Annotated in this window: 14 protein-coding genes; 9 read left to right on the top strand and 5 right to left on the bottom strand. The window is 57.2% G+C overall.

What is annotated here, in order from left to right; genetic code table 11:
• The first annotated feature begins 36 nt into the window (after positions 1 to 36).
• Positions 37 to 1017 carry a LacI family DNA-binding transcriptional regulator gene (locus tag AC6I8E_RS20410; RefSeq protein ID WP_497824733.1) on the top strand — a complete coding sequence of 327 codons (981 nt, stop codon included), beginning with the start codon at positions 37 to 39 and terminating at the stop codon, positions 1015 to 1017.
• A gap of 163 nt (positions 1018 to 1180) precedes the next feature.
• Entirely contained in the window at positions 1181 to 1906 is a 726-nt protein-coding gene (locus tag AC6I8E_RS20405; protein ID WP_013196226.1) for a pirin family protein, read from the top strand.
• A 40-nt stretch (positions 1907 to 1946) separates the two neighbouring features.
• On the opposite strand, the gene AC6I8E_RS20400 is transcribed toward AC6I8E_RS20405, so the two are convergent.
• Genes AC6I8E_RS20400 through AC6I8E_RS20385 form a run of 4 tightly spaced genes read right to left on the bottom strand, consistent with a single transcriptional unit; the run spans position 1947 to position 6733 of the window.
• Complete coding sequence (locus AC6I8E_RS20400) at positions 1947 to 2768, bottom strand: alpha/beta fold hydrolase (protein WP_497824732.1); 822 nt, start codon at positions 2766 to 2768, stop codon at positions 1947 to 1949.
• Positions 2769 to 2818: 50 nt separating this feature from the next.
• On the bottom strand, positions 2819 to 4444 hold the full coding sequence (locus tag AC6I8E_RS20395; protein ID WP_497824731.1) for an MFS transporter: 1626 nt from the start codon (positions 4442 to 4444) through the stop codon (positions 2819 to 2821).
• Positions 4431 to 4853, bottom strand: a complete 423-nt coding sequence (locus tag AC6I8E_RS20390; RefSeq protein ID WP_497824730.1) for a DoxX family protein — start codon at positions 4851 to 4853, stop codon at positions 4431 to 4433. The genes AC6I8E_RS20395 and AC6I8E_RS20390 overlap by 14 nt, the downstream gene beginning before the upstream one ends.
• Before the next feature lie 2 nt (positions 4854 to 4855).
• Positions 4856 to 6733 (bottom strand): amidohydrolase, encoded by a 1878-nt coding sequence (locus AC6I8E_RS20385; RefSeq protein WP_497824729.1) that lies wholly within the window; start codon positions 6731 to 6733, stop codon positions 4856 to 4858.
• A gap of 287 nt (positions 6734 to 7020) precedes the next feature.
• On the opposite strand from AC6I8E_RS20385, the gene AC6I8E_RS20380 reads away from it, so the two are divergent.
• The 5 genes from AC6I8E_RS20380 (at position 7021) to AC6I8E_RS20360 (ending at position 14221) form a co-directional block, all read left to right on the top strand.
• Complete coding sequence (locus AC6I8E_RS20380) at positions 7021 to 7713, top strand: hydrolase (RefSeq protein WP_013196231.1); 693 nt, start codon at positions 7021 to 7023, stop codon at positions 7711 to 7713.
• Between the two features lie 62 nt (positions 7714 to 7775).
• On the top strand, positions 7776 to 7997 hold the full coding sequence (locus AC6I8E_RS20375) for a DUF1427 family protein (RefSeq protein WP_095707777.1): 222 nt from the start codon (positions 7776 to 7778) through the stop codon (positions 7995 to 7997).
• Positions 7998 to 7999: 2 nt separating this feature from the next.
• The gene (locus AC6I8E_RS20370) at positions 8000 to 8254 is read left to right on the top strand and encodes a XapX domain-containing protein (protein WP_013196233.1); all 255 of its coding nucleotides are present in this window, start codon (positions 8000 to 8002) and stop codon (positions 8252 to 8254) included.
• Positions 8255 to 8297: 43 nt separating this feature from the next.
• The gene (locus tag AC6I8E_RS20365) at positions 8298 to 8681 is read left to right on the top strand and encodes a response regulator transcription factor (protein WP_033735675.1); all 384 of its coding nucleotides are present in this window, start codon (positions 8298 to 8300) and stop codon (positions 8679 to 8681) included.
• On the top strand, positions 8681 to 14221 hold the full coding sequence (locus tag AC6I8E_RS20360) for a trifunctional serine/threonine-protein kinase/ATP-binding protein/sensor histidine kinase (protein ID WP_497824728.1): 5541 nt from the start codon (positions 8681 to 8683) through the stop codon (positions 14219 to 14221). The genes AC6I8E_RS20365 and AC6I8E_RS20360 overlap by 1 nt, the downstream gene beginning before the upstream one ends.
• Positions 14222 to 14249: 28 nt before the next feature.
• On the opposite strand, the gene AC6I8E_RS20355 is transcribed toward AC6I8E_RS20360, so the two are convergent.
• Positions 14250 to 14870: a response regulator transcription factor gene (locus AC6I8E_RS20355; RefSeq protein WP_013196236.1), complete on the bottom strand. Its 621-nt coding sequence runs from the start codon at positions 14868 to 14870 to the stop codon at positions 14250 to 14252.
• 809 nt (positions 14871 to 15679) lie between these two features.
• Between AC6I8E_RS20355 and fdhF the strand changes: the two genes are divergently transcribed.
• Together fdhF and AC6I8E_RS20345 are read left to right on the top strand one after the other, a co-directional pair.
• Positions 15680 to 18652, top strand: a complete 2973-nt coding sequence (fdhF, locus tag AC6I8E_RS20350) for a formate dehydrogenase subunit alpha (RefSeq protein ID WP_497824727.1) — start codon at positions 15680 to 15682, stop codon at positions 18650 to 18652.
• A complete protein-coding gene (locus tag AC6I8E_RS20345; RefSeq protein WP_370422974.1) occupies positions 18652 to 19137 on the top strand; it encodes a helical membrane plugin domain-containing protein in 486 nt (161 codons plus the stop codon). The genes fdhF and AC6I8E_RS20345 overlap by 1 nt, the downstream gene beginning before the upstream one ends.
• The last annotated feature ends 10 nt before the right edge of the window (positions 19138 to 19147 follow it).

The following is a 19147-nucleotide window of genomic DNA, read 5'->3' as shown; positions in this document are numbered from 1 at the left end:
GAGTCAGCTTTCACGCATTAAACCAGAGGGATCGCTATGTCTGTTCAGAAAATCGCCCGGATGGCGGGTGTTTCAGTTGCCACGGTTTCCAGGGTGCTGAATAACAGCGACAGCGTAAAACCGGCTAATCGTCAGAAGGTGCTCGCGGCTATCGAAGAAAGCCAATATCAGCCCAACCTGCTGGCTCGTCAGCTGCGCACGGCGCGCAGCTCGATGATTCTGGTGCTGGTTTCAGATATCTCTAACCCGTTCTGCGCCGAGGTGGTTAAAGGCATAGAGGCGCACGCCGAGAAAAATGGTTATCGCATCCTGCTGTGCAACTCGGGCGCGGAGATAGAACGCTCACGCTCCAGCCTGCAACTGCTCTCCGGCAAAATGGTGGATGGCATCATTACAATGGATGCCTTCAGCAAGCTGCCGGAGCTGAGTCAGCTGATAGGCGCGGCCCCCTGGGTTCAGTGTGCCGAACATGATGACACCGGCCAGGTCTCCTGCGTCGGTATTGACGATGATGTCGCTGCGCAGTCAGTGGTGCAGTTCCTTGCGGCGCGGGGACGTCAGCGCATCGCGTTAATCAATCACGACCTCCGCTACCGATATGCCCGTCTGCGTCAGCAGGGCTACACCCGCCAGCTCAAAGAACAGCACCTGACCTGGCAGGCGATTGCCTGTGCCAGTGAGTTAAGCTTCAGCGCGGGTAAAGCGGCGATGGAGCAACTGCTGGCGGACGAAACCGTTCCTGACGCAGTGTTTGCCGTGTCTGATACGCTTGCCGCTGGTGCCATGACGGCGATTCAGCAGGCGGGGTTACGGATACCCGATGATATCGCCGTGGTGGGGTTTGACGGCAGCGAACTGGCTGAAATGGTCTCACCGCCACTGACAACGCTGGCGCAGCCCTCAAAGGAGATAGGCCGTCGGGCCTGTGAACTGGTGTTGCAGAAAATCATGTGTCCCGATGCGCCTTCACAATGCGTGATCATGCCGGGTGAGCTGGTGGTTCGGGGCAGCAGCTAAACACGCGGCCCGCCTGCCATTCCCCCGTTTAACCACGCCTCTATTGTCCACCAAAAAGCGACAGTGATTGCCATTTAACGCCATTGTGTGACTCTCTTGTTTACTTATATGCTGTTTCCATCGAAGGGCATTCGCACTTCCCGAATCAACGAAGGGGCAGAATATGATTGAGCAAAGATTGTCAGAGCAACGTGGCGTGGGCGATCACGGCTGGCTGAATTCACGTCACACCTTCTCTTTTGCAAACTACTGGGACCCAAAACAGGCGGGCTTCTCCGATCTGCTGGTGATCAATGATGATCGTGTCGCTAAAGGACGTGGTTTCGGTGCGCATCCGCACAGCAATATGGAGATCATCTCTTATGTGCTGGAAGGCGCGCTGGAGCACAAAGACTCAATGGGCACCGGCTCGGTGATTGTTCCCGGCGATGTGCAGCTGATGAGTGCGGGCAGTGGTGTGACCCACAGTGAGTTCAACCACTCAGGTACTGAGGGCGTGCATTTCCTGCAAATCTGGGTGGTGCCTGCTGAGAAGAACACGCCGCCAGGTTATCAGCAAATCTCCGTCAGCGAAGCGGATAAACGCGGTAATCTGCGACTGATCATTTCGCCAGAGGGTGAAAACGGGGCGTTGCGGGTGCGTCAGGATATTCGCATCTACGCGGGACTGTTCCAGGGCGATGAGCAGCAGACGATCACGCTGCCGGACGATCGCTACGCCTATATTCATGTGGCGCGGGGCAGTGTCCGGGTCAATGGCCTGCAGTTTAATGCCGGAGACGGCGCGCGGGTCCGTGATGAGAAAACGCTGTCGTTCAGTCACGGTGACGGGGCAGAAGTGCTGTTATTCGATCTGCGTCCGAATGAAGTGAATCATCCAACCCGTTAAAAGGAAAACTGCGCGGCTTTCACCGCGCAGTTTTTTTTCATCACTGCGCGTTAAGAAACGCCAGCAGATCCTGATTCAGCTGATCCTGATGCGTTACCGCGAAACCATGCGGCGCATTGTCATAGACCTTGAGTTCAGCACCCTCAATCATCTCCGCCGCCACTTTGCCGGTGGATTCAAACGGCACGATCTGGTCGTTACTGCCATGAATCACCAGCGTCGGCACATTCACTTTCGCGACGTCAGCACGGAAATCGGTTTCCGCAAACGCGGTAACGCAGTCCACGGTACTTTTTAGCGAGGCCAGCAGCGCGATGTTCAGCGTCTGCGTCATCACGCCATCTGAAACGGTCTGTCCGGCGTTGGTGCCATAAAACGGGGTGGCGAACTCTTTGATAAACTGCGCGCGATCTTTGAGCAGACCCTCACGAATTCCCTCGAATACCGACATATCGACACCCTGGGGGTAGTCTGCCGTTTTGCCAAAGATGGGCGTAACGGCACCCAGCAACACCAGCGCCGCGACGCGATCGCTGCCGTAACTGCCGATGTAGCGGGTGACGTCGCCGCCACCCATGGAGAAGCCCACCAGCGTCACGTTCTGCAGGTCAAGATAGGTGATCAGGTCATTAATATCCGAGGCGAAGGTATCGTAGTCGTTACCGGTCCAGGGCTGATCGGAGCGACCAAAACCACGACGGTCAAACGCAATAACCCGATAGCCGTTATCGGCCAGGAATTTCATCTGGCTGTCCCACATATCGGCATCCAGCGGCCAGCCGTGGCTGAACAACACAGGTTTACCGGTGCCCCAGTCCTTGAAGTAGATTTGTGTGCCGTCGGTCGTTTTAAAGGTGCTCATGGTATTGCCCTCTGTATGACGTGATGGATAAAAAGTTGGTGTTACGCCAGTCACACTGGCGCCACCAGATAGCGAACCTCGGGTGAGCACTCGCCCTGATGAAAAGCGAAAACCCGCCGCTCTATTTTTTTGTCGTTAATAGTGTAGCGCTCTTTCTGACGCAGATGCTCGACCCAGGAGCCGACCACAAACGTCTCAACGAAAATGCCGGGCTGCAGGATATCTTCATAAAGTGACCAGTTAATGGCGCCACCGCGGCGTCTGACCCGTCGCATATCCTGCATGCAGACGGTAAAAGCGTGTGCATCATCAATAGTAATCCGGTATTCGTAATTCACCATAACCGGCCCGCGTTCGTGACGAATATCCAGCACAGGTGCATTGACGCCGTCACCGATCATGTCGAGATTAAGATCGGGATCCTGATCAAGTCGCCAGCGCCAGACGGTGCTGCTGGCCAGCACCATACTCAGTGCCGCGATACAGAGCGACAGCGAAATGCTGAAGTGCGACGCGAGCTGTCCCCAGAGTGCGCTGCCTGCGGTCATAGAGCCAAAGAAGACCGTCAGATAAACCGCCAGCGCACGCGCTTTCACCCACTTCGCCGCGCTGCGCTGTGCGCCAAGATTCAGCGTCGAAAGCACCGCTATCCAGGCGAAGCCGGTAAAGAACTCGAATGCATTCAGCAGCCAGAAGTGCCGCACAAAAGCCAGCGCCAGCATAGTCAGGGCAAAGATCAGACTGGCGAGCACCATCAGGCGATCGGAGCTCAGGCGACGACGCAGACGCGGCAGCAGTACTGCACCGGTAATCGCGCCGACACCGATGCAGGCCAGCATGATGCCGTAGCCACCAGGGCCAAGGCCGAGCTCTCGACGCGCCACCAGCGGCAGTAAAGCCCAGCCTGCGCTGCCAAACAGGAAGAACGCGAAGGTCCGCACCAGCACGTTACGCAGAACCGGTGCCGCATGCACGTAGCGCAGACCGGCACGCACCGCCGGGAAGAAATGCTCCGGCGGGAGGCGCTGCACACTCGGCTCCGCTTTCCAGCGCCAGAGCACCCAGGCGACGCCCAGTACAGACAACGCATTGAGCAGGAAGACCATCCAGGGGCCGGTGAATGAGAGGATCAGACCGCCCAGCGCCGGACCGATAGCGCGACTGATATTAATGCCGAGCGAGTTAAGGGCAATGGCTGGACCAAGTTCCTGTTTAGTTACCAGATCCGGTACGATCGCCTGGAAGGGCGGTGAACTCATGGCGGCACCCGCGCTCAGCAAAAAAGCAGCGCCCAGCAGCCCTTCAGGTGTCACATGGCCGGTCCAGGCCAGCACCGTCAGCCCGGCCGCGGCGATAAAGGTCCAGAGCTGGGAAAACAGCAGATATTTGCGGCGGTCAACGATATCTGCCATCACGCCCGAGGGCAGCGCGAACAGAAACATCGGCAGACTGCTGGCTGCCTGCACCAGCGCCACGGCCAGCGGGTCGGCACTCAGCGTCAGCATGCTCCAGTTCACGCCCACATCGTTCATCCAGGAGCCGATATTGGAGACCACGGTAGCGATCCACAGCATGCGGAACACCGGCTGGCGCAGCGGCTGTAGCGGTGAAACCTCACCTGAAGTCGTCTCAGGCGGTTCCTGATCGAGCTGGTGGATATCATTAACCTGTGCCATAACGTCTCCCCTGAGGTTTTGTCGCGCCGATGCGCCAGCCGCCAGGCCCGGTCAGCGCCAGCGTGGTAAAGATAATCAGCAGCAGCCAGCCGAATTGGCCTTCAGCCAGTGACCAGCCAGGGTGAACCACCAGCATCGCCACCAGCAGCACCGCGATGATCGGCAGGCAGGCAATCCGGGTTCCCCAGCCGATGATAATAAAAATCGGGCAGATGACTTCCGCCACGATCGCCGGCAACAGACTCATCATCGGTCCCAGCCCGAAGGGATCTTCGATTCGCGTCAGTTCTTCGCTGAAATGGAGAATTTTCGGCAACCCATGCACCTGCAACAGCAGCAGGCTGCCGGTCAGGCGCAGGAAGAACAGCCCCGCGTTGATGCGGGGCGAAAGAGCAATAGCGCTATTCATGATTAAAACGCGAAGCAGCTGCAGCCGAGCGCGCCCCAGAAGGCGTTATCTTCGGCGACCGGCACGCTGGAACCCCGCGCAATCTCATGCGAGTGTTGATGAACCCCACACGGACCGCTGCAGTGGTGGACGGCGGGTATCATGCCTGCCCGGCTCTGCGCAACCGGCGGGGCGCTGCGATAGTGACCCGGCACGTTTACCACTGGCGACCACTCAGGCAGGACCGGAATCGCGGGCGGTGCATCCACGCTGAACGAACCAGCGGCATAGACAATATTGCCATCCACCACGGTCAGCACCGACTCAATGCCTTTGATTTCTTCTTCCGGCACGCTGAAGAAGTCCTTGCTCAGCACGGCCAGATCCGCCAGTTGCCCGATTTTGATCTGGCCTTTTTTACCCTGTTCACTGGAGAACCAGGCGCTGCCCTGGGTCCAGAGCATCAGCGCCGTTTCGCGGTCAGGGCGGGCACTGACGTCATACATCTGCATGCCGCCCACGGTGCGACCGGAAACCAGCCAGTAGAGTGCGGTCCAGGGGTTGTAGCTGGCGACGCGGGTCGCATCGGTGCCGAGTCCGACCGGAACGCCGGTCTCCAGCATTTTCTGCACCGGCGGCGTGTGGCGGGTGGCTTCGATGCCGTAGCGCTCAGCAAAGTATTCCCCCTGAAACGCCATGCGGTGCTGCACCGCAATGCCACCGCCCAGCTCTTTAATACGATCGATATTGCGCTGAGTAATCGTTTCCGCATGGTCAAAGAACCAGTGCAGGCCATTAAACGGAATATCGCGGTTGACCTTCTCGAAGACATCCAGCATCCGGCTGATCGACTCGTCATAGGTCGCATGCAGGCGGAATGGCCAGCGATGCTCCACCAGATGCCGCACTACGCGCTCCAGCTCATCTTCCATACCGGGTGCCAGGTCGGGACGCGGCTCCAGGAAATCTTCGAAGTCAGCCGCCGAGAAGACCAGCATTTCACCTGCGCCGTTGTGACGGAAATAGTCGCTGCCCTGGCCTGGCGTCAGCATGTCCGTCCACTTCTCAAAATCTTCCAGTTCATGCCCCGGACGCTGCGTGAAGAGGTTGTAGGCGATACGCAGCGTCATCTGTTTTTTCTGATGCAGCTCAGCGATCACTTCATAATCTTCGGGGTAGTTCTGGAAGCCGCCGCCGGCGTCAATCGCGCTGGTCAGGCCCAGACGGTTCAGCTCACGCATAAACTGGCGGGTGGAGTTGATCTGCTGTTCCAGCGGCAACTTCGGGCCTTTCGCCAGGGTGGCGTAGAGGATCATCGCATTGGGACGGGCGATCAGCAGGCCGGTGGGATTGCCGTTACTGTCGCGCTGGATTTCACCACCCGGCGGGTTCGGCGTCTCTCTGGTGTAGCCAACCACTTTCAGTGCGGCGCGGTTGAGCAGGGCGCGGTCATAAAGGTGCAGCAGGAAAACCGGCGTGTCAGGGGCCGCTTCGTTGATCTCATCCAGCGTCGGCATCCGGCGCTCGGCAAACTGGAACTCGGTCCAGCCACCGACGACACGTACCCACTGCGGTGACGGGGTACGCAGCGCCTGTGCTTTCAGCATCCGCAGCGCATCGGCCACCGACGGTACACCTTCCCAGCGCAGCTCAAGGTTGTAGTTCAGCCCGCCGCGGATCAGATGCAGGTGTGAATCGTTCAGGCCCGGCACGGCGGTGTGGCCTTTGAGATCGATCACTTTAGTGCCGTCACAGTGATACTCCATCGCCTCTGCCAGCGTGCCCACCGCAACAAATTTGCCATCACGAATTGCCACGGCTTCTGCGACCGGATTGCTGCGGTCAACAGTATGAAATTTGCCATAGGTCAGTATCAGTTCAGCTTTACCCAGCGTAACCATAGATCCTCCTCAACGGGGTTGTCCAACTCAGCGCGGGACAGGAAGTGCCGCAATAAGCAGGGCACGAATAAGCCGGATTATGGTGAGCGGGCTGAGGGATCGTCTAGTTATACAGAGGGATACCTATACCTTCGTATAGTTATACGCAGAGATAATAGTTTGCCGTGGCACGTCGCCCTACACTGCGACCAGACAGCCAGCAGCAGGACAACAAACCTGCCCTGACCGTCTTTTTGCTCCGCGCCGGTTGGCGGAAATTCCGTTACTTAACCTCTATGGGTGAACGCATGTCCAACGCAAAGCTTGAAGTCCTCACGCCACATAACAGCCAGATTATCTTCATCGACCAGCAGCCGCAGATGGCCTTTGGCGTGCAGTCGATTGACCGTCAGGTGTTGAAAAATAATACCGTTGCGCTGGCGAAGGCGGCAAAAGTCTTCAATATCCCGACCATCATTACCACGGTCGAAACCGAAAGCTTCTCCGGTCATACCTATCCGGAGCTGCTGGATGTCTTCCCTGGTCAGGACATTTTGGAGCGTAGCTCGATGAACTCCTGGGATGACCAGAAAGTGCGTGATGCCCTGGCGGCGAACGGCAGGAAAAAAGTGGTGGTGTCGGGACTCTGGACAGAAGTTTGTAACAACAGCTTTGCCCTGTGCGCGATGCTGGAAGGCGACTACGAAATCTATATGGTGGCCGACGCGTCAGGCGGTACCACCAAAGAAGCGCATGACTACGCGATGCAGCGCATGATCCAGGCGGGAGTGGTGCCGGTGACCTGGCAGCAGGTGATGCTGGAGTGGCAGCGTGACTGGGCCAACCGTGACACTTACGATGCGGTGATGAACATCGCCAAAGAGCATTCAGGTGCCTATGGCATTGGTGTGGATTATGCCTACACCATGGTGCATAAAGCGCCATCACGTCAGAAAAGTGAACACCGTACTCTGGCACCGGTTCACGCGCCGGTCCGCTAAGGGTCGCTCTGCTGATCGGCACGCGCTGCCGGTCAGCAGACGGGCATCACAGGAGTCCGGTCATGAATCCTTTACTTCTTTCCCTGGCGGCAGGGGTGCTGATTGGCGTGCTGTACGGCCTGCTTAAGGTCCGTTCACCCGCTCCGCCTGCGATTGCGCTGGTGGGCCTGCTGGGAATGTTACTGGGCGGGGCGCTGGTGCAGGCGATGATACCTGCGGCGCATGCGACCGTCCTGCAGTCGCTCAGCGATCAGCCTGAAACACACCCGTTGCGGATAAGCTGAACATGTTGAAATCCTACATTATTTCTCTCACGGTGGGCCTGCTTGCCGGGGTAATCTATGCGTTGATTAACGTTAACTCTCCGGCTCCGCCGATTATTGCTCTGGTGGGGCTGTTCGGCATGCTGGTGGGTGAACAGGTCATTCCGCTGGCTAAACGTCTGCTTCGCCGTCAGCCGGTGACGCTGAAGTGGTTTCGCCATGAGTGTGTGCCAAAAATCAGTGGAACACCGCCACCCGATGGCGATAACACCCCTTAAGTCCTCGCGTACCGCACGGTGAGGCGTTCCGGAGAATAACGGCATGGCGCTGTCACAGCGTATTATCATTGTTGATGATGAACGCGCGGTCCGCAGTGGACTGAGCAATCTGTTGCACTCAGACGGCTACCCGACGCGCTTATATGAGTCCGGTGAAGCGCTCCTGAGCGATGACGATGCCCTTTCAGAGGCGGGCATGCTGATCATTGATGTCGGACTCAAGGGCATGTCCGGCTTTGAGCTGTTTGTTCTCCTGAAACAGCAGACAGAACTGCCCCCGGTCATCTTTATTTCGGCAGACCTGGATGACACTACCCTGTGGTATGCCATCGCCCTGGGTGCGGTCACGTTTTTGCGAAAGCCCATTGATGTTGATACGCTGCTGACACTGATCCGTTGCGAGTTATCCAGGGGAGAAGCCCGCTGATGAGCATGCTTTCGGTTAATGTCCAGGAAAGTGACGACGCAGGGATCGCGATTGACCATTTCGACACGCTGACGCCGCTGGCGCAGGATGGCTGTCTGCTCTGGATGCTGGCGCGCTGTCAGTCTGGTGAATCCATAATTATCGCCACCAGTCAAAGTGACGACGTCACCTTTCAGGCGACGCAGCGGCTCAAAAATGAGCGTGCGCTGGCAGGCTATCTTTCACCGCGCTGGGCAATCACCGCGACCGGCACCACCCGTTATCACAATCGTTATGCCCTGATTTATCCTTCGTTTCCGTTTCGAACGCTGGCTCACAATCTCGCCACGCCACCTGAACACATCGCTGACTTTCTGCAGGTTGCGTTGCAGCTTTGCTACACGCTCGGTCAGGCGCATCATCAGGGCATCGTGCATGGCGATATCAAGCCGGGCCACTTTTTTGTGACTGACGAGGGGCGCTTTCGCCTGGGCGGGTTTGGACTGGCCTCGCTGGCCGTGCAGTCGGCGGACAAAACCAGTCTGCGCGCTTCAGGCGGTACGCTGGCCTATATGTCTCCTGAGCATACCGGCCGCACGCCGCATCCGGTCAGCAGCCTCAGCGATCTCTATAGCCTGGGTGTCGTGCTGTATGAGTACCTGACCGGCAGACTGCCATTTGGCTCACCCGACGCGGGTGAAGCAGAGTGGATTCATCATCACATCGCTACCGCACCCCGGCCCGCCGATCAGGTCAGAGACGATGTGCCGCTGATGCTCTCGGTGATTCTGTTGCGTCTGCTGGCAAAGTCGCCCGCAGAGGGATATCAGACCGTGCAGGGACTGATGGCCGATCTGCGCCGCTGTCAGGCGACCCTCACTGCCGAAAACACCATTGCGCCGTTTACGCCCGGTCTGCAGGAGCGGTTCAGCAGCAGTTTCCGCCCCGAGACGCTGTTCACGCAGCATCCACAGGCGCGCGCATTACTGACCACGCTTGAGGCGGTCAACCGCAGCGGCACGCAGAGTCTGGTGATGCTGAGCGGGGCACCCGGTTCCGGGAAATCTGCCATCATCGCCTCTGCACTGAAAAACCTGCAGCACCGACAGATTCTGCTGGCCGCCAGCAAGGCCGATCAGCATTCGCCAGCCGCCCCCTATGCCGCAATCGCCTCCGCGTTTCGTACGGTCACGCTCTATCTGCTGGGTTTGTCAGCCCCGGAAGTCAGCAAATGGCGGGGGCGACTGCTGCGGTTACTGGGCGGATATACCGATTTAGCCATTGAGCTGGTGCCTGAATTAAAACAGCTGCTGAATATCCGGACGCTGCCGCCCGTGGTACGCCACGCCACGGACGCCCGCGAGCAGTTTAACCAGATGGCGTGTGCGCTGATTGAGGCTTTTGCCACGCCGGGTCGCCCGCTGGTGATGCTGATTGATGATGTTCACTGGGCAGATAATGCCACGCTGCAACTGCTGGAAACGCTGATCACTCGTAGTGAACATCGGCCTTTTATGCTGGTGCTCGCTTTCCGGGAGGGCGAATCGATGCCCTGTCCGATGATTGCCGGTTTTCTGCTGCGGATCAGAGAATCCGCGGCGCGGCTTGTGGCGCTGACGCCGCAGCCGCTCAGCGTGAAAAGCATTGGCCGCTGGCTGGCGGGGAGGCTGCATACCCGCCCCGGTGGCCATCGCGAACTGGCACAGATTATTTTTGACAAAAGCGGTGGTAATCCGCTCTCTGTGCAGGCGTTCTTTCGTCAGGCGGTGGACGATGGAGTCATCTACTTTCGTCAGAATCCGCTGAAATGGCATTACGACAGCCAGGCACTGATTGCGCGTCAGTACACCGACAACGTGGCAACGCTGGTGCTGAATCAGCTGGTACGGATGCCGGAGATAACACGGCAGTTGCTGGGCGATCTGGCCTGCCTGGGCGCCAGCGGCGAACTCTCCCTGATAAGTCATATCAGCGGGACGCCTGTTACACGGCTTCAGCAGCAGCTTGAACCTGCTGTCAGTGGCCGTTTTATCACCCTGACGGGCGGCAACTACGCCTTTACCCACGATCGGGTTCACAACGCGGCATTTTTACTGCCCGACCGCCGACAGCAACAGCATCTTCACCAGCAGGCGGCGGCCTGGCTGTCAGATGCGGTGATGACGGCGGATAACAGTGAAACACTGTTCCGGACGGTTTATCACATTGGCATGATTGCTGAACTGCCGCTGAGTGTCGCAGAGCGTGAGCGTTATTATCCGCTCTGTCTGCGTGCTGCACAGGGAGCGAAGCGTGCAGGGGACTACCTCTCGGCGCTGCGCTATCTGCGCACCGCCCAGCGGCTTAGCCAGCGGATGGTGACCGGTAATGACTTTATGCTGGGTCTGGATGAGGCGGAGTGCGAGTTTCTGCACGGTAATCTCAGCAACGCACAATCGCTCTGCACCCGACTGCTGCGTGAGCCTGGCACACTCAGTGAAAAATCCAGGGCTGCCTGTCTCTCCGCTGAAATTCATATGCGTCAGTCTGACAATCATCTGGCGCTGGAAACCGCACTCGCCTGGCTGGCAGTCTTTGGTGAGCATTTCAACCGCAATCCGGATGACGCAGAGATCGACGCCGCCTGGCTGTCGCTCAGGACGCGCATTGGCGACTCCCCGCAAGCGGCTTTTTCACGGCTGACGCTGAACAGCAATGCCGAAACGGAGTCGGTGCTGAACCTGATGGCCAGCACCATTTTTGTTTCCGCCTACGACTGCCCGCAGCTGCATCTGATGCTGGTCTGCCGGATGCTGGAGATGACGCTGGACCAGGGCATGACAGGGGCTTCTGCGTTTGGTCTCGCCTGGTTCAGCGTACTGACTGGCGACCGCTATCAGGCCTGGCAGTTTAGCTATGCCTGTGGCCGTGTGGCGCGAGAGCTGGTGGAAGAGCATAACTTTATCCGCTACAAAGCACGCACGCTGCTGCCACTGGATCAGGTGGGGATCTGGACACAGCCGCTGGAAGTCGCCGTGGAGTGTGCCCGCGAAAGTTTTCGCGTGGCGGTGATGCATGGCGACCGCTCTTTTGCCTGCCTCTCGCTGCGTCATCAGATCATGAATACGCTGACACGCGGCGATCACCTTGAGTCGGTGCTGACCTCCATTGAGCGTGGGCTCGCGTTTACCCGCAAATCCTATTATCCCGATGTCGAGAACGTGCTGGTGATGCAGAAGCAACTGGTGATGCAACTGCGTAACAGCAATGGATTCAGGGCAGAGGATCGTGTCACCTCTTTGCCGCTGGTGGCGGGCAGTGAGCCGGGGCCGATATCCGGCCCTAAAGCGATGGTGCGGTTCTGGGCCGGTCTCTATCGGGGAATGGCGCATTTCTTTGCGGCTGAATACCGGGAGGCGCTGCGCTGTTTTGAGGCGGTTCATCCGCTGATTAGCGCAGTGCCCGCTTATATCTATCTGATGGATTTTCATTTCTACAGCGCATTGTCACTGAGTCACCAGCCTGAAGCGGCTGACAGCAACGCGCTGCGCGGCCATCTCGATAAATTTGCTGACTGGGCAGACCTCAACCCCGCTCTGTTTGCAGACAAATATGCTCTGCTCAGGGCCGAGTGTGCGCGTCTTGATGGCAACACGGGCGAAGCGCTGCAGCAGTATGAACGGGCTATTCGTCTCTCCAGACAGGCGGGGTATCTGCACATTCATGCGCTGGCGAATCAGCTGGCAGGCCGCTGTTATAAGGCTTTGCAGCTGGATATCGCAGCAGATGCGTATATTAAAGCCGCAACAGGAAGCTGGGAGAACTGGGGTGCGCAGGCGATGGTGCGTCAGCTGGAGCAGCGCTATCCGCATCTGTCTGCGCCGCTGCAAAACAGCGCGCTGGCGACGATTCCGTTTACTCAGGATGCTGCGTTTTATGACATGGAGAGCGTGCTGACCGCCGTGCGCGCCCTGACGGAGGAGATCAACCTTGATCGGTTGATACATACCCTGATGCGAATGCTGCTGGAACGGGCCGGTGCTCAGCGCTGTCGGCTCATCCGGATTCTGGATGGCACCCTGCCGGAGACGCAGGCCTGGGCAGAGAGCATGGCAGAGGGGGTACGGGTGCAGATTGTCAAAGAGCGGCCTCTCGCCACCGACCTGCCTTTATCCGTGCTGTCAGCGGTGATCCGTACCGGTCAGGAGATACGCACCGGCAAGCCGGAGGCGTTCAGTCCCTTCAGCCAGGATCCCTATCTGGTGGCTTCGGGCGCAGCGGTGTTGTGTGTCCCGATGTTCAGGCAGGCCAACATGGTCGGGGTGCTCTATCTGGAGAATCGCCTGATGCCCGACGCGTTTACAGCTGAGCACTCCCACATCGTGAAAACCCTGAGTGCGCAGGCGGCCGTATCCCTGGAAAACGCACGGCTCTACGCGGAGCTGCTTGAGGAGAACACGCATCGGCGGCGGGTTGAGAAGCAGCTGCGAGCCAGCAAAACCTCGCTGATGCTCGGCGAGAAGATCAGCCATACCGGTACCTGGCGCTGGGAAGTGACAGAGGACATGATGATGGTCTCTGAAGAATATGGCCGTATTCTTGGCCTGCCAGCTGAACAAAAAGGGCTGTCGATGGCAGATTTTCTGACCCGCGTTCATCCCGATGATCACGCGTGCATCAGTGAACTGGTCACGCTTAGCGTCAGCCAGGGGCATAGTATGCAGGCTGAGTTCCGTGTGCTCCGGCCGGATGGGGAATGCCGCTATATCAAGGGTATCGGCGAACCAGTAGACAATTTCCCCGAGGTGAAAGAGTATTTCGGCACCATTTCGGATATCACTTTACAGCGCCAGGCAGAAGATACCGCGCGTATGGCCCAGGCGGATCTGGCTCGGGTCACACGGGCCACCACCGTCGGGCAGCTGACTGCTTCCATCGCCCACGAAATTAACCAGCCGCTGATGTCAATTGTGGCAAACGCCGGTGCCAGCCTGCGCTGGTTAAAGCGTGAGCCGTTGATGCTGGAAAATGCCAGCAGCAGTCTGAACGAGATTATTAAAGAGGGTAAACGTGCCGGAGAGATTATTCGTGGTCTGCAGGCGCTGACCCGCAATCATGAACCGAGCTTTGCGCCGGAAAACCTGCATCTGATCGCCCGTGATATTCTGGCGCTCTCCCGGATCGAGCTGGAACGGCGGGGCATTTCACTGGAACTGAAACTCAAAGCGGCCAGGGCAGATATTTTCTGCGACCGCGTTCAGATTCAGCAGGTGCTGCTCAATCTGGTCATCAACGCTATCGATGCCATGTCCGATGATTTACCGCGCGCGGCCCTGCTGCGACTCACCTCCGAGAATCCTACGGCTGACACGCTGCGATTTGAGGTGCTGGATAGCGGTTGCGGATTGCCTGATGGCGTGCGTGAACGGATCTTTGAGTCGTTCTACACCACCAAGAAAAGCGGCATGGGTATGGGATTAACCATCAGTAAAGGGATCATCAAAAAGCATTGCGGAGAGTTAGGCGCAGAAAACCGGCCAGAAGGCGGCAGCCGCTTCTGGTTTACGCTGCCACTGGAATAAGCGTGCGGGCCAGCTTCAGGTGCTGGCCTTAACGACGGCGGGTATGGTCAATATTGAGCCGCTCAGCTGCACGCACCAGATCGGTCAGCGAGCGCGCATTCATCTTCTCCATCACCCGCCGCTTGTGGACTTTAGCCGTAATCTCACTGACGCCCATTTCGGCGGCAATCTGCTTATTCAGCAGGCCACTGATCGCCAGCAGCATTACCTCGCTTTCACGCGGTGTCAGGGTCTGGTGCCGCTGGAATATCTCTCGCCGCTCCTCAGAGGACGCCATATTCTGTTCTGCGATGCGCAACGCTTCCGCTACCGCCTGCAACATACGATCGGGATCTACCGGTTTGGTCAGAAACTCATAAGCGCCGGTTTTCATCGCCCGCACCGTGACCGGAATGGTCCCGAAGCCGGTTAAAAAGATGGTGGGGATCGTGTAACCGCGATCGAGCAGCGCCTGGGCAACATCGAATCCATCTGCGCCGGGCAGATTGATATCCAGAATCAGGCAACAGGGAAGGGGAGGGATAGCATGAGTCAGGAAATCATCTGCCGATGAAAAAGAGATAACCGTGTAATCGTCGGCGGTGAGCAGATTACGCAATGCTGAAGTCACAGCAACGTCGTCGTCAACAATATATACAATGGGGTTCATAGGGACCTCATTCCAGCCAGAGTTTTACTGATAATTAAATTAAACATGACGCGTAAAGAGGCCCTGAACAGTGAGCATCCGGCAGGGTTATCAGGATATTACCATAACAGTTATCATTATCATCTTATAATTAACAGCATGTTAAAAATAAGATAAATTACTGATAGATATGATTAAATCGTGAGCGTTATTCTATGGTCTGAGCGTCGTTATTCCGGTCTGATGAGTATTGGACTGTAATCTGAGTGCCCTGTTTGTGCAATCAACGGAGCGCACCCTTGCAGCCAGCAGAATAGTGATCGCCATTCGCTGAAATAGTCCATAAAACTGCTCGCCGGATTAAATATTCCACGCTTTTTTAATGCCGTAATAAGTCCGTGCCAGTGCTTAATTCATCTCTGGAATAAGCGGCACGGTAACGGGCAATCAGTGGTTAATTTACTCCGGCACTAAGCAGTGCTGCGATGTCCGCGTCATACAAAAAAAAGGGTTGTTGCCCGCACTTGATAGTTACAACATACATAAATAGATTTATTAAACCCGACGATTAGCAGCCGGATGGTCATTGCTTAGCAACATAAGAGTTCTTTTTTGTCGTTCCCACCAGGCAGTCGTAAAAACCCCTGATTTCATCCGGTAAGAAGTCATTACATTTTAAAAAAGCCTTAACTGTCAGCGATTAACCTCAATAAGCGTAGCGGTATTCATGGCGCGGCTGATAATACTCACTACGCTTGGAAGACAACCCTTTCATTTCGGGGATATTTTTTCCAGCCCAGCGCTATCCGCCATGTCGTCATGAGGCTCATATGAGTGAAAATTACTGCACCATTGTTTTCAATGGTGAACGATTAAAAGGATTGGCTGATCAACCGCTTATCGATTTTCTGGATGCTCAGGGGAAAAAACTGCCTCATGTCTGTTATCACCCGGCGTTAACGCCGCTGCAAAGCTGTGATGTCTGTTGGGTCGATGCCAATGGCGAGCGGGTTCGTGGCTGTACGCTTCGTACCGAAGAAGGTCTGACGGTCCGGAGCGAGGGCAGTACGTTGAAAGCCGCGCAGCAGGAGGGCATGGATCGACTCCTTAATCGTCATGAGCTTTACTGCACCGTCTGCGAACATAATACCGGTGACTGTACGCTGCATAACGCAGTAGCCGATATGCACATTCCGATTCAGTACTATCCTCATCAGCCCAAGCCTTACGCGAAAGATCACTCCAATCCGTTTTACACCTACGACCCTGACCAGTGCATCTTATGCGGTCGCTGTGTCGAGGCATGCCAGAATGTCGAGGTCAACGAGACGCTCTCCATTGACTACACCCAGGCGCACCCACGCGTATTGTGGGATGGCGGCACCGAAATTGCCGGTTCCAGCTGCGTCAGCTGTGGGCACTGCGTTACGGTCTGCCCGTGCAATGCACTGCTGGAAAAAACCATGCAGCCCGATGCGGGACCGTTTACCGCCATGGATGAAGGGCTGAAGCGTCCGCTTATCGACTTTGTGAAAACGCTGGAAAACAGTATCGGCATGGAGCCAATTACCGGCGTGTCAAAAATTGACGTGGCGCTGCGTCAGTCTGAAATCAAACGCACCAAAACGGTCTGCACCTACTGCGGTGTGGGCTGCAGCTTTGAAATCTGGACCCGCGATCGCCATATCCTGAAAGTACAGCCGGTTGCCGAAGCGCCAGCCAATGGCATCTCCACCTGTGTTAAAGGCAAATTTGGCTGGGATTTCGTCAACAGTCCGGAACGCCTGACAACGCCGCTGATTCGCGAGAATGGCCGCTTCCGGCCTGCCAGCTGGGATGAGGCATTACAGCGGGTTGCTGATGGACTACGTGGCGTTGCGCAGAACTATGGCGGTGACGCGATAGGCTTTATCGGCTCCAGCAAGGCGAGTAATGAAGAAGCCTATCTGACCCAGAAAATCGCCCGCTTAATCTTCGGCACAAACAATGTCGATAACTCTTCCCGCTATTGTCAGAACCCGGCCACAGAAGGGCTGTTCCGCACCGTGGGCTACGGCGGTGATGCCGGAACGATTGAGGATCTGCAGCAGACCGATTTGATTGTGCTGGTTGGCAGCAATCTCTCCGAGAACCATCCGGTTATCGCTTCGCACATCAAACAGAGCCATAAACATCAAGGCCAGAAACTGCTGGTTGTCGATCCGCGCCGTCACGAAATGGCGGAACGGGCTGACTGTTATCTGCGCATCCGGCCTGGCACCGATCTCGTCTGGGCCTCGGCGATGGCGAAATATATGTTCGATCACGGTTATGCCGATGAGGCGTTTCTGGCACAGCGGGTTAATCAGGTTGAAGAGTACCGCGCCTCGCTCGATGTCTTTACGCTCGACTATGCCAGCGAGATCTGCGGCCTGAGCGAAGCCGAACTCACAGAGGCGGCGGAGATGATCGGCCAGGCGGGCAGCGCCTGTATCTTGTGGGCGATGGGGATTACCCAGCACAGCCACGGGGCCGACACCAGCACGGCGCTGTCGAACCTGCTGCTGGTCACCGGCAACTATGGCCGGCCTGGCACCGGTGGCTACCCTATGCGCGGACACAATAACGTGCAGGGTGCCAGCGACTTCGGCTGCCTGAGCAACCTCTATCCCGGCTATGAAAAAGTCACTGACGACGCGGTGCGGGAAAAATGGGCGCGTGCATGGGGCGTCTCTCCTGATGCACTCTCTGACAAGCCCGGCGCGGATAACTTCAAAATGGTGCAGGAGGCGGGAGAAGGCAAAATTCGCGCAATGTACATCACCGGCGAAGAGACCGCGTTTGCCGATGCTGATTCAGATAATGTGCATGCCGCCTTCAGCAGGCTGGAGTTTATGGTGGTTCAGGACATCTTCATGTCACGTACCGCTGAATTTGCCGATGTGGTATTGCCCGGTGCGCCCAGCGTGGAGAAAGAGGGCACGTTTGTGAACACCGAGCGGCGAATTCAGCACTTTTCCCCGGCCATGAAACCGCTGGGTGACTGTCGTCCAGACTGGCAGATCTTCACCGATCTTGCCGCGCGCCTCGGTCACCCGTGGCATTACCCGAATCCGGGCGCGATCATGGCGGAAGCAGCGGGTATTGCGGATATTTTCGCTGGCGTCAGCTATGAGCAACTGGTCGGCTGGCAGTCGCAGCTCTGGCCGGTCAATGCTGCAGGTGAAAGCACGCCGCGTCTCTACACGGAACGGTTCAATTTCCCGGATGGCAAAGCCCGGCTTTATCCGCTGAGCTGGCAGCCACCTGCTGAGCAGGAGGACGCAGAGTACAATCTGCTGCTGAATAACGGCAGGATGCTGGAGCATTTCCAGTCGATGAACCAGACCGGGCAGGGTGGCCGCATGATGTCGCTGTCGCCTAATGCCTTTGTTGAGATCTCACCGGAACTGGCTGCCTCGCGCGCGCTGACCGAAGGAGAGTGGGTGCGCATTACCTCAAGGCGCGGCTCGCTGGATGTCCCGGTTGTTATCACCGGGCGTGTAGCGGGTAACGTGCTGTTTATGCCGATTCATCATGGTAAGGATGGCGTCAACGCACTCACCGGCGAACATCACGATCCCGACGTCAACACACCGGCTTATAAAGAGCTTGCCGTGAACATGAAGCGAATCGAACGGCGGACGCAGCCCAATCCGCTGCCGTTACACAACTTCCGCCACGGCAGTCGAACCCCACTGGATCACCTGCCGATTGAACAAAAATGGCAGCAGGCTGGCTACCGTGAACCGCCTGAACACGTCGAAAAACCGGAGAAATTTTAATGGCAGAACGGATGAAATATCAGGTCACGCCGACACGCACCGAGCCGACCGCCCGCGAGGAGATGGATGATCTGCTTGAAAATCTCCACCAGCATGGCTTTTTGCGGCTGGCGAACGATCTGGTTAAGTCAAACAGTGAGGTGGGGAAAATTCTGGTCTCAGGTCTTAACCAGCCCGGCACCCAGAACGCGCTTCAGAACCTTTCGCTGCTGATGATGACGCTGGGCAGCGTGCCACCAGAGCGATTTAATCATCTGCTGCTGGCGGTTCGTGATGCCGCGATGGCGGTCAAACCGGCGCGCGATGAAGCGCGTCAGGACAAAGCCGCGCCGGGCATCCGCGGCATTATCCGGTTACTTAATGACGAGGATCTCTGGCGCGGGCTGCGGCCGATCTTCGCCGCGCTGGAGGTCTTCTCAAAGCAGATTGACCGTGAAGAGCAGAAGCCGATTACCCGCTTCAGTGGCAAGCCCACCCGCGAGTAACTCAGATTGC

The sequence above is a fragment of the Pantoea sp. X-Soil-YNGN-785 genome (genome assembly GCF_059730585.1).
This window is presented reverse-complemented; position numbering and strand designations above follow the sequence as displayed.

Excerpts from the sequence above, each read along its gene's own strand:
- AC6I8E_RS20410 (WP_497824733.1), top strand. The coding sequence starts at position 37 with ATGTCTGTTCAGAAAATCGCCCGGATGGCGGGTGTTTCAGTTGCCACG.
- AC6I8E_RS20405 (WP_013196226.1), top strand. The coding sequence starts at position 1,181 with ATGATTGAGCAAAGATTGTCAGAGCAACGTGGCGTGGGCGATCACGGC.
- AC6I8E_RS20375 (WP_095707777.1), top strand. The coding sequence starts at position 7,776 with ATGAATCCTTTACTTCTTTCCCTGGCGGCAGGGGTGCTGATTGGCGTG.
- AC6I8E_RS20345 (WP_370422974.1), top strand. The coding sequence starts at position 18,652 with ATGGCAGAACGGATGAAATATCAGGTCACGCCGACACGCACCGAGCCG.
- AC6I8E_RS20365 (WP_033735675.1), top strand. The coding sequence starts at position 8,298 with ATGGCGCTGTCACAGCGTATTATCATTGTTGATGATGAACGCGCGGTC.
- AC6I8E_RS20400 (WP_497824732.1), bottom strand. The coding sequence starts at position 2,768 with ATGAGCACCTTTAAAACGACCGACGGCACACAAATCTACTTCAAGGAC.
- AC6I8E_RS20370 (WP_013196233.1), top strand. The coding sequence starts at position 8,000 with ATGTTGAAATCCTACATTATTTCTCTCACGGTGGGCCTGCTTGCCGGG.
- AC6I8E_RS20380 (WP_013196231.1), top strand. The coding sequence starts at position 7,021 with ATGTCCAACGCAAAGCTTGAAGTCCTCACGCCACATAACAGCCAGATT.
- AC6I8E_RS20395 (WP_497824731.1), bottom strand. The coding sequence starts at position 4,444 with ATGGCACAGGTTAATGATATCCACCAGCTCGATCAGGAACCGCCTGAG.
- AC6I8E_RS20390 (WP_497824730.1), bottom strand. The coding sequence starts at position 4,853 with ATGAATAGCGCTATTGCTCTTTCGCCCCGCATCAACGCGGGGCTGTTC.
- AC6I8E_RS20385 (WP_497824729.1), bottom strand. The coding sequence starts at position 6,733 with ATGGTTACGCTGGGTAAAGCTGAACTGATACTGACCTATGGCAAATTT.
- fdhF (WP_497824727.1), top strand. The coding sequence starts at position 15,680 with ATGAGTGAAAATTACTGCACCATTGTTTTCAATGGTGAACGATTAAAA.
- AC6I8E_RS20360 (WP_497824728.1), top strand. The coding sequence starts at position 8,681 with ATGAGCATGCTTTCGGTTAATGTCCAGGAAAGTGACGACGCAGGGATC.
- AC6I8E_RS20355 (WP_013196236.1), bottom strand. The coding sequence starts at position 14,870 with ATGAACCCCATTGTATATATTGTTGACGACGACGTTGCTGTGACTTCA.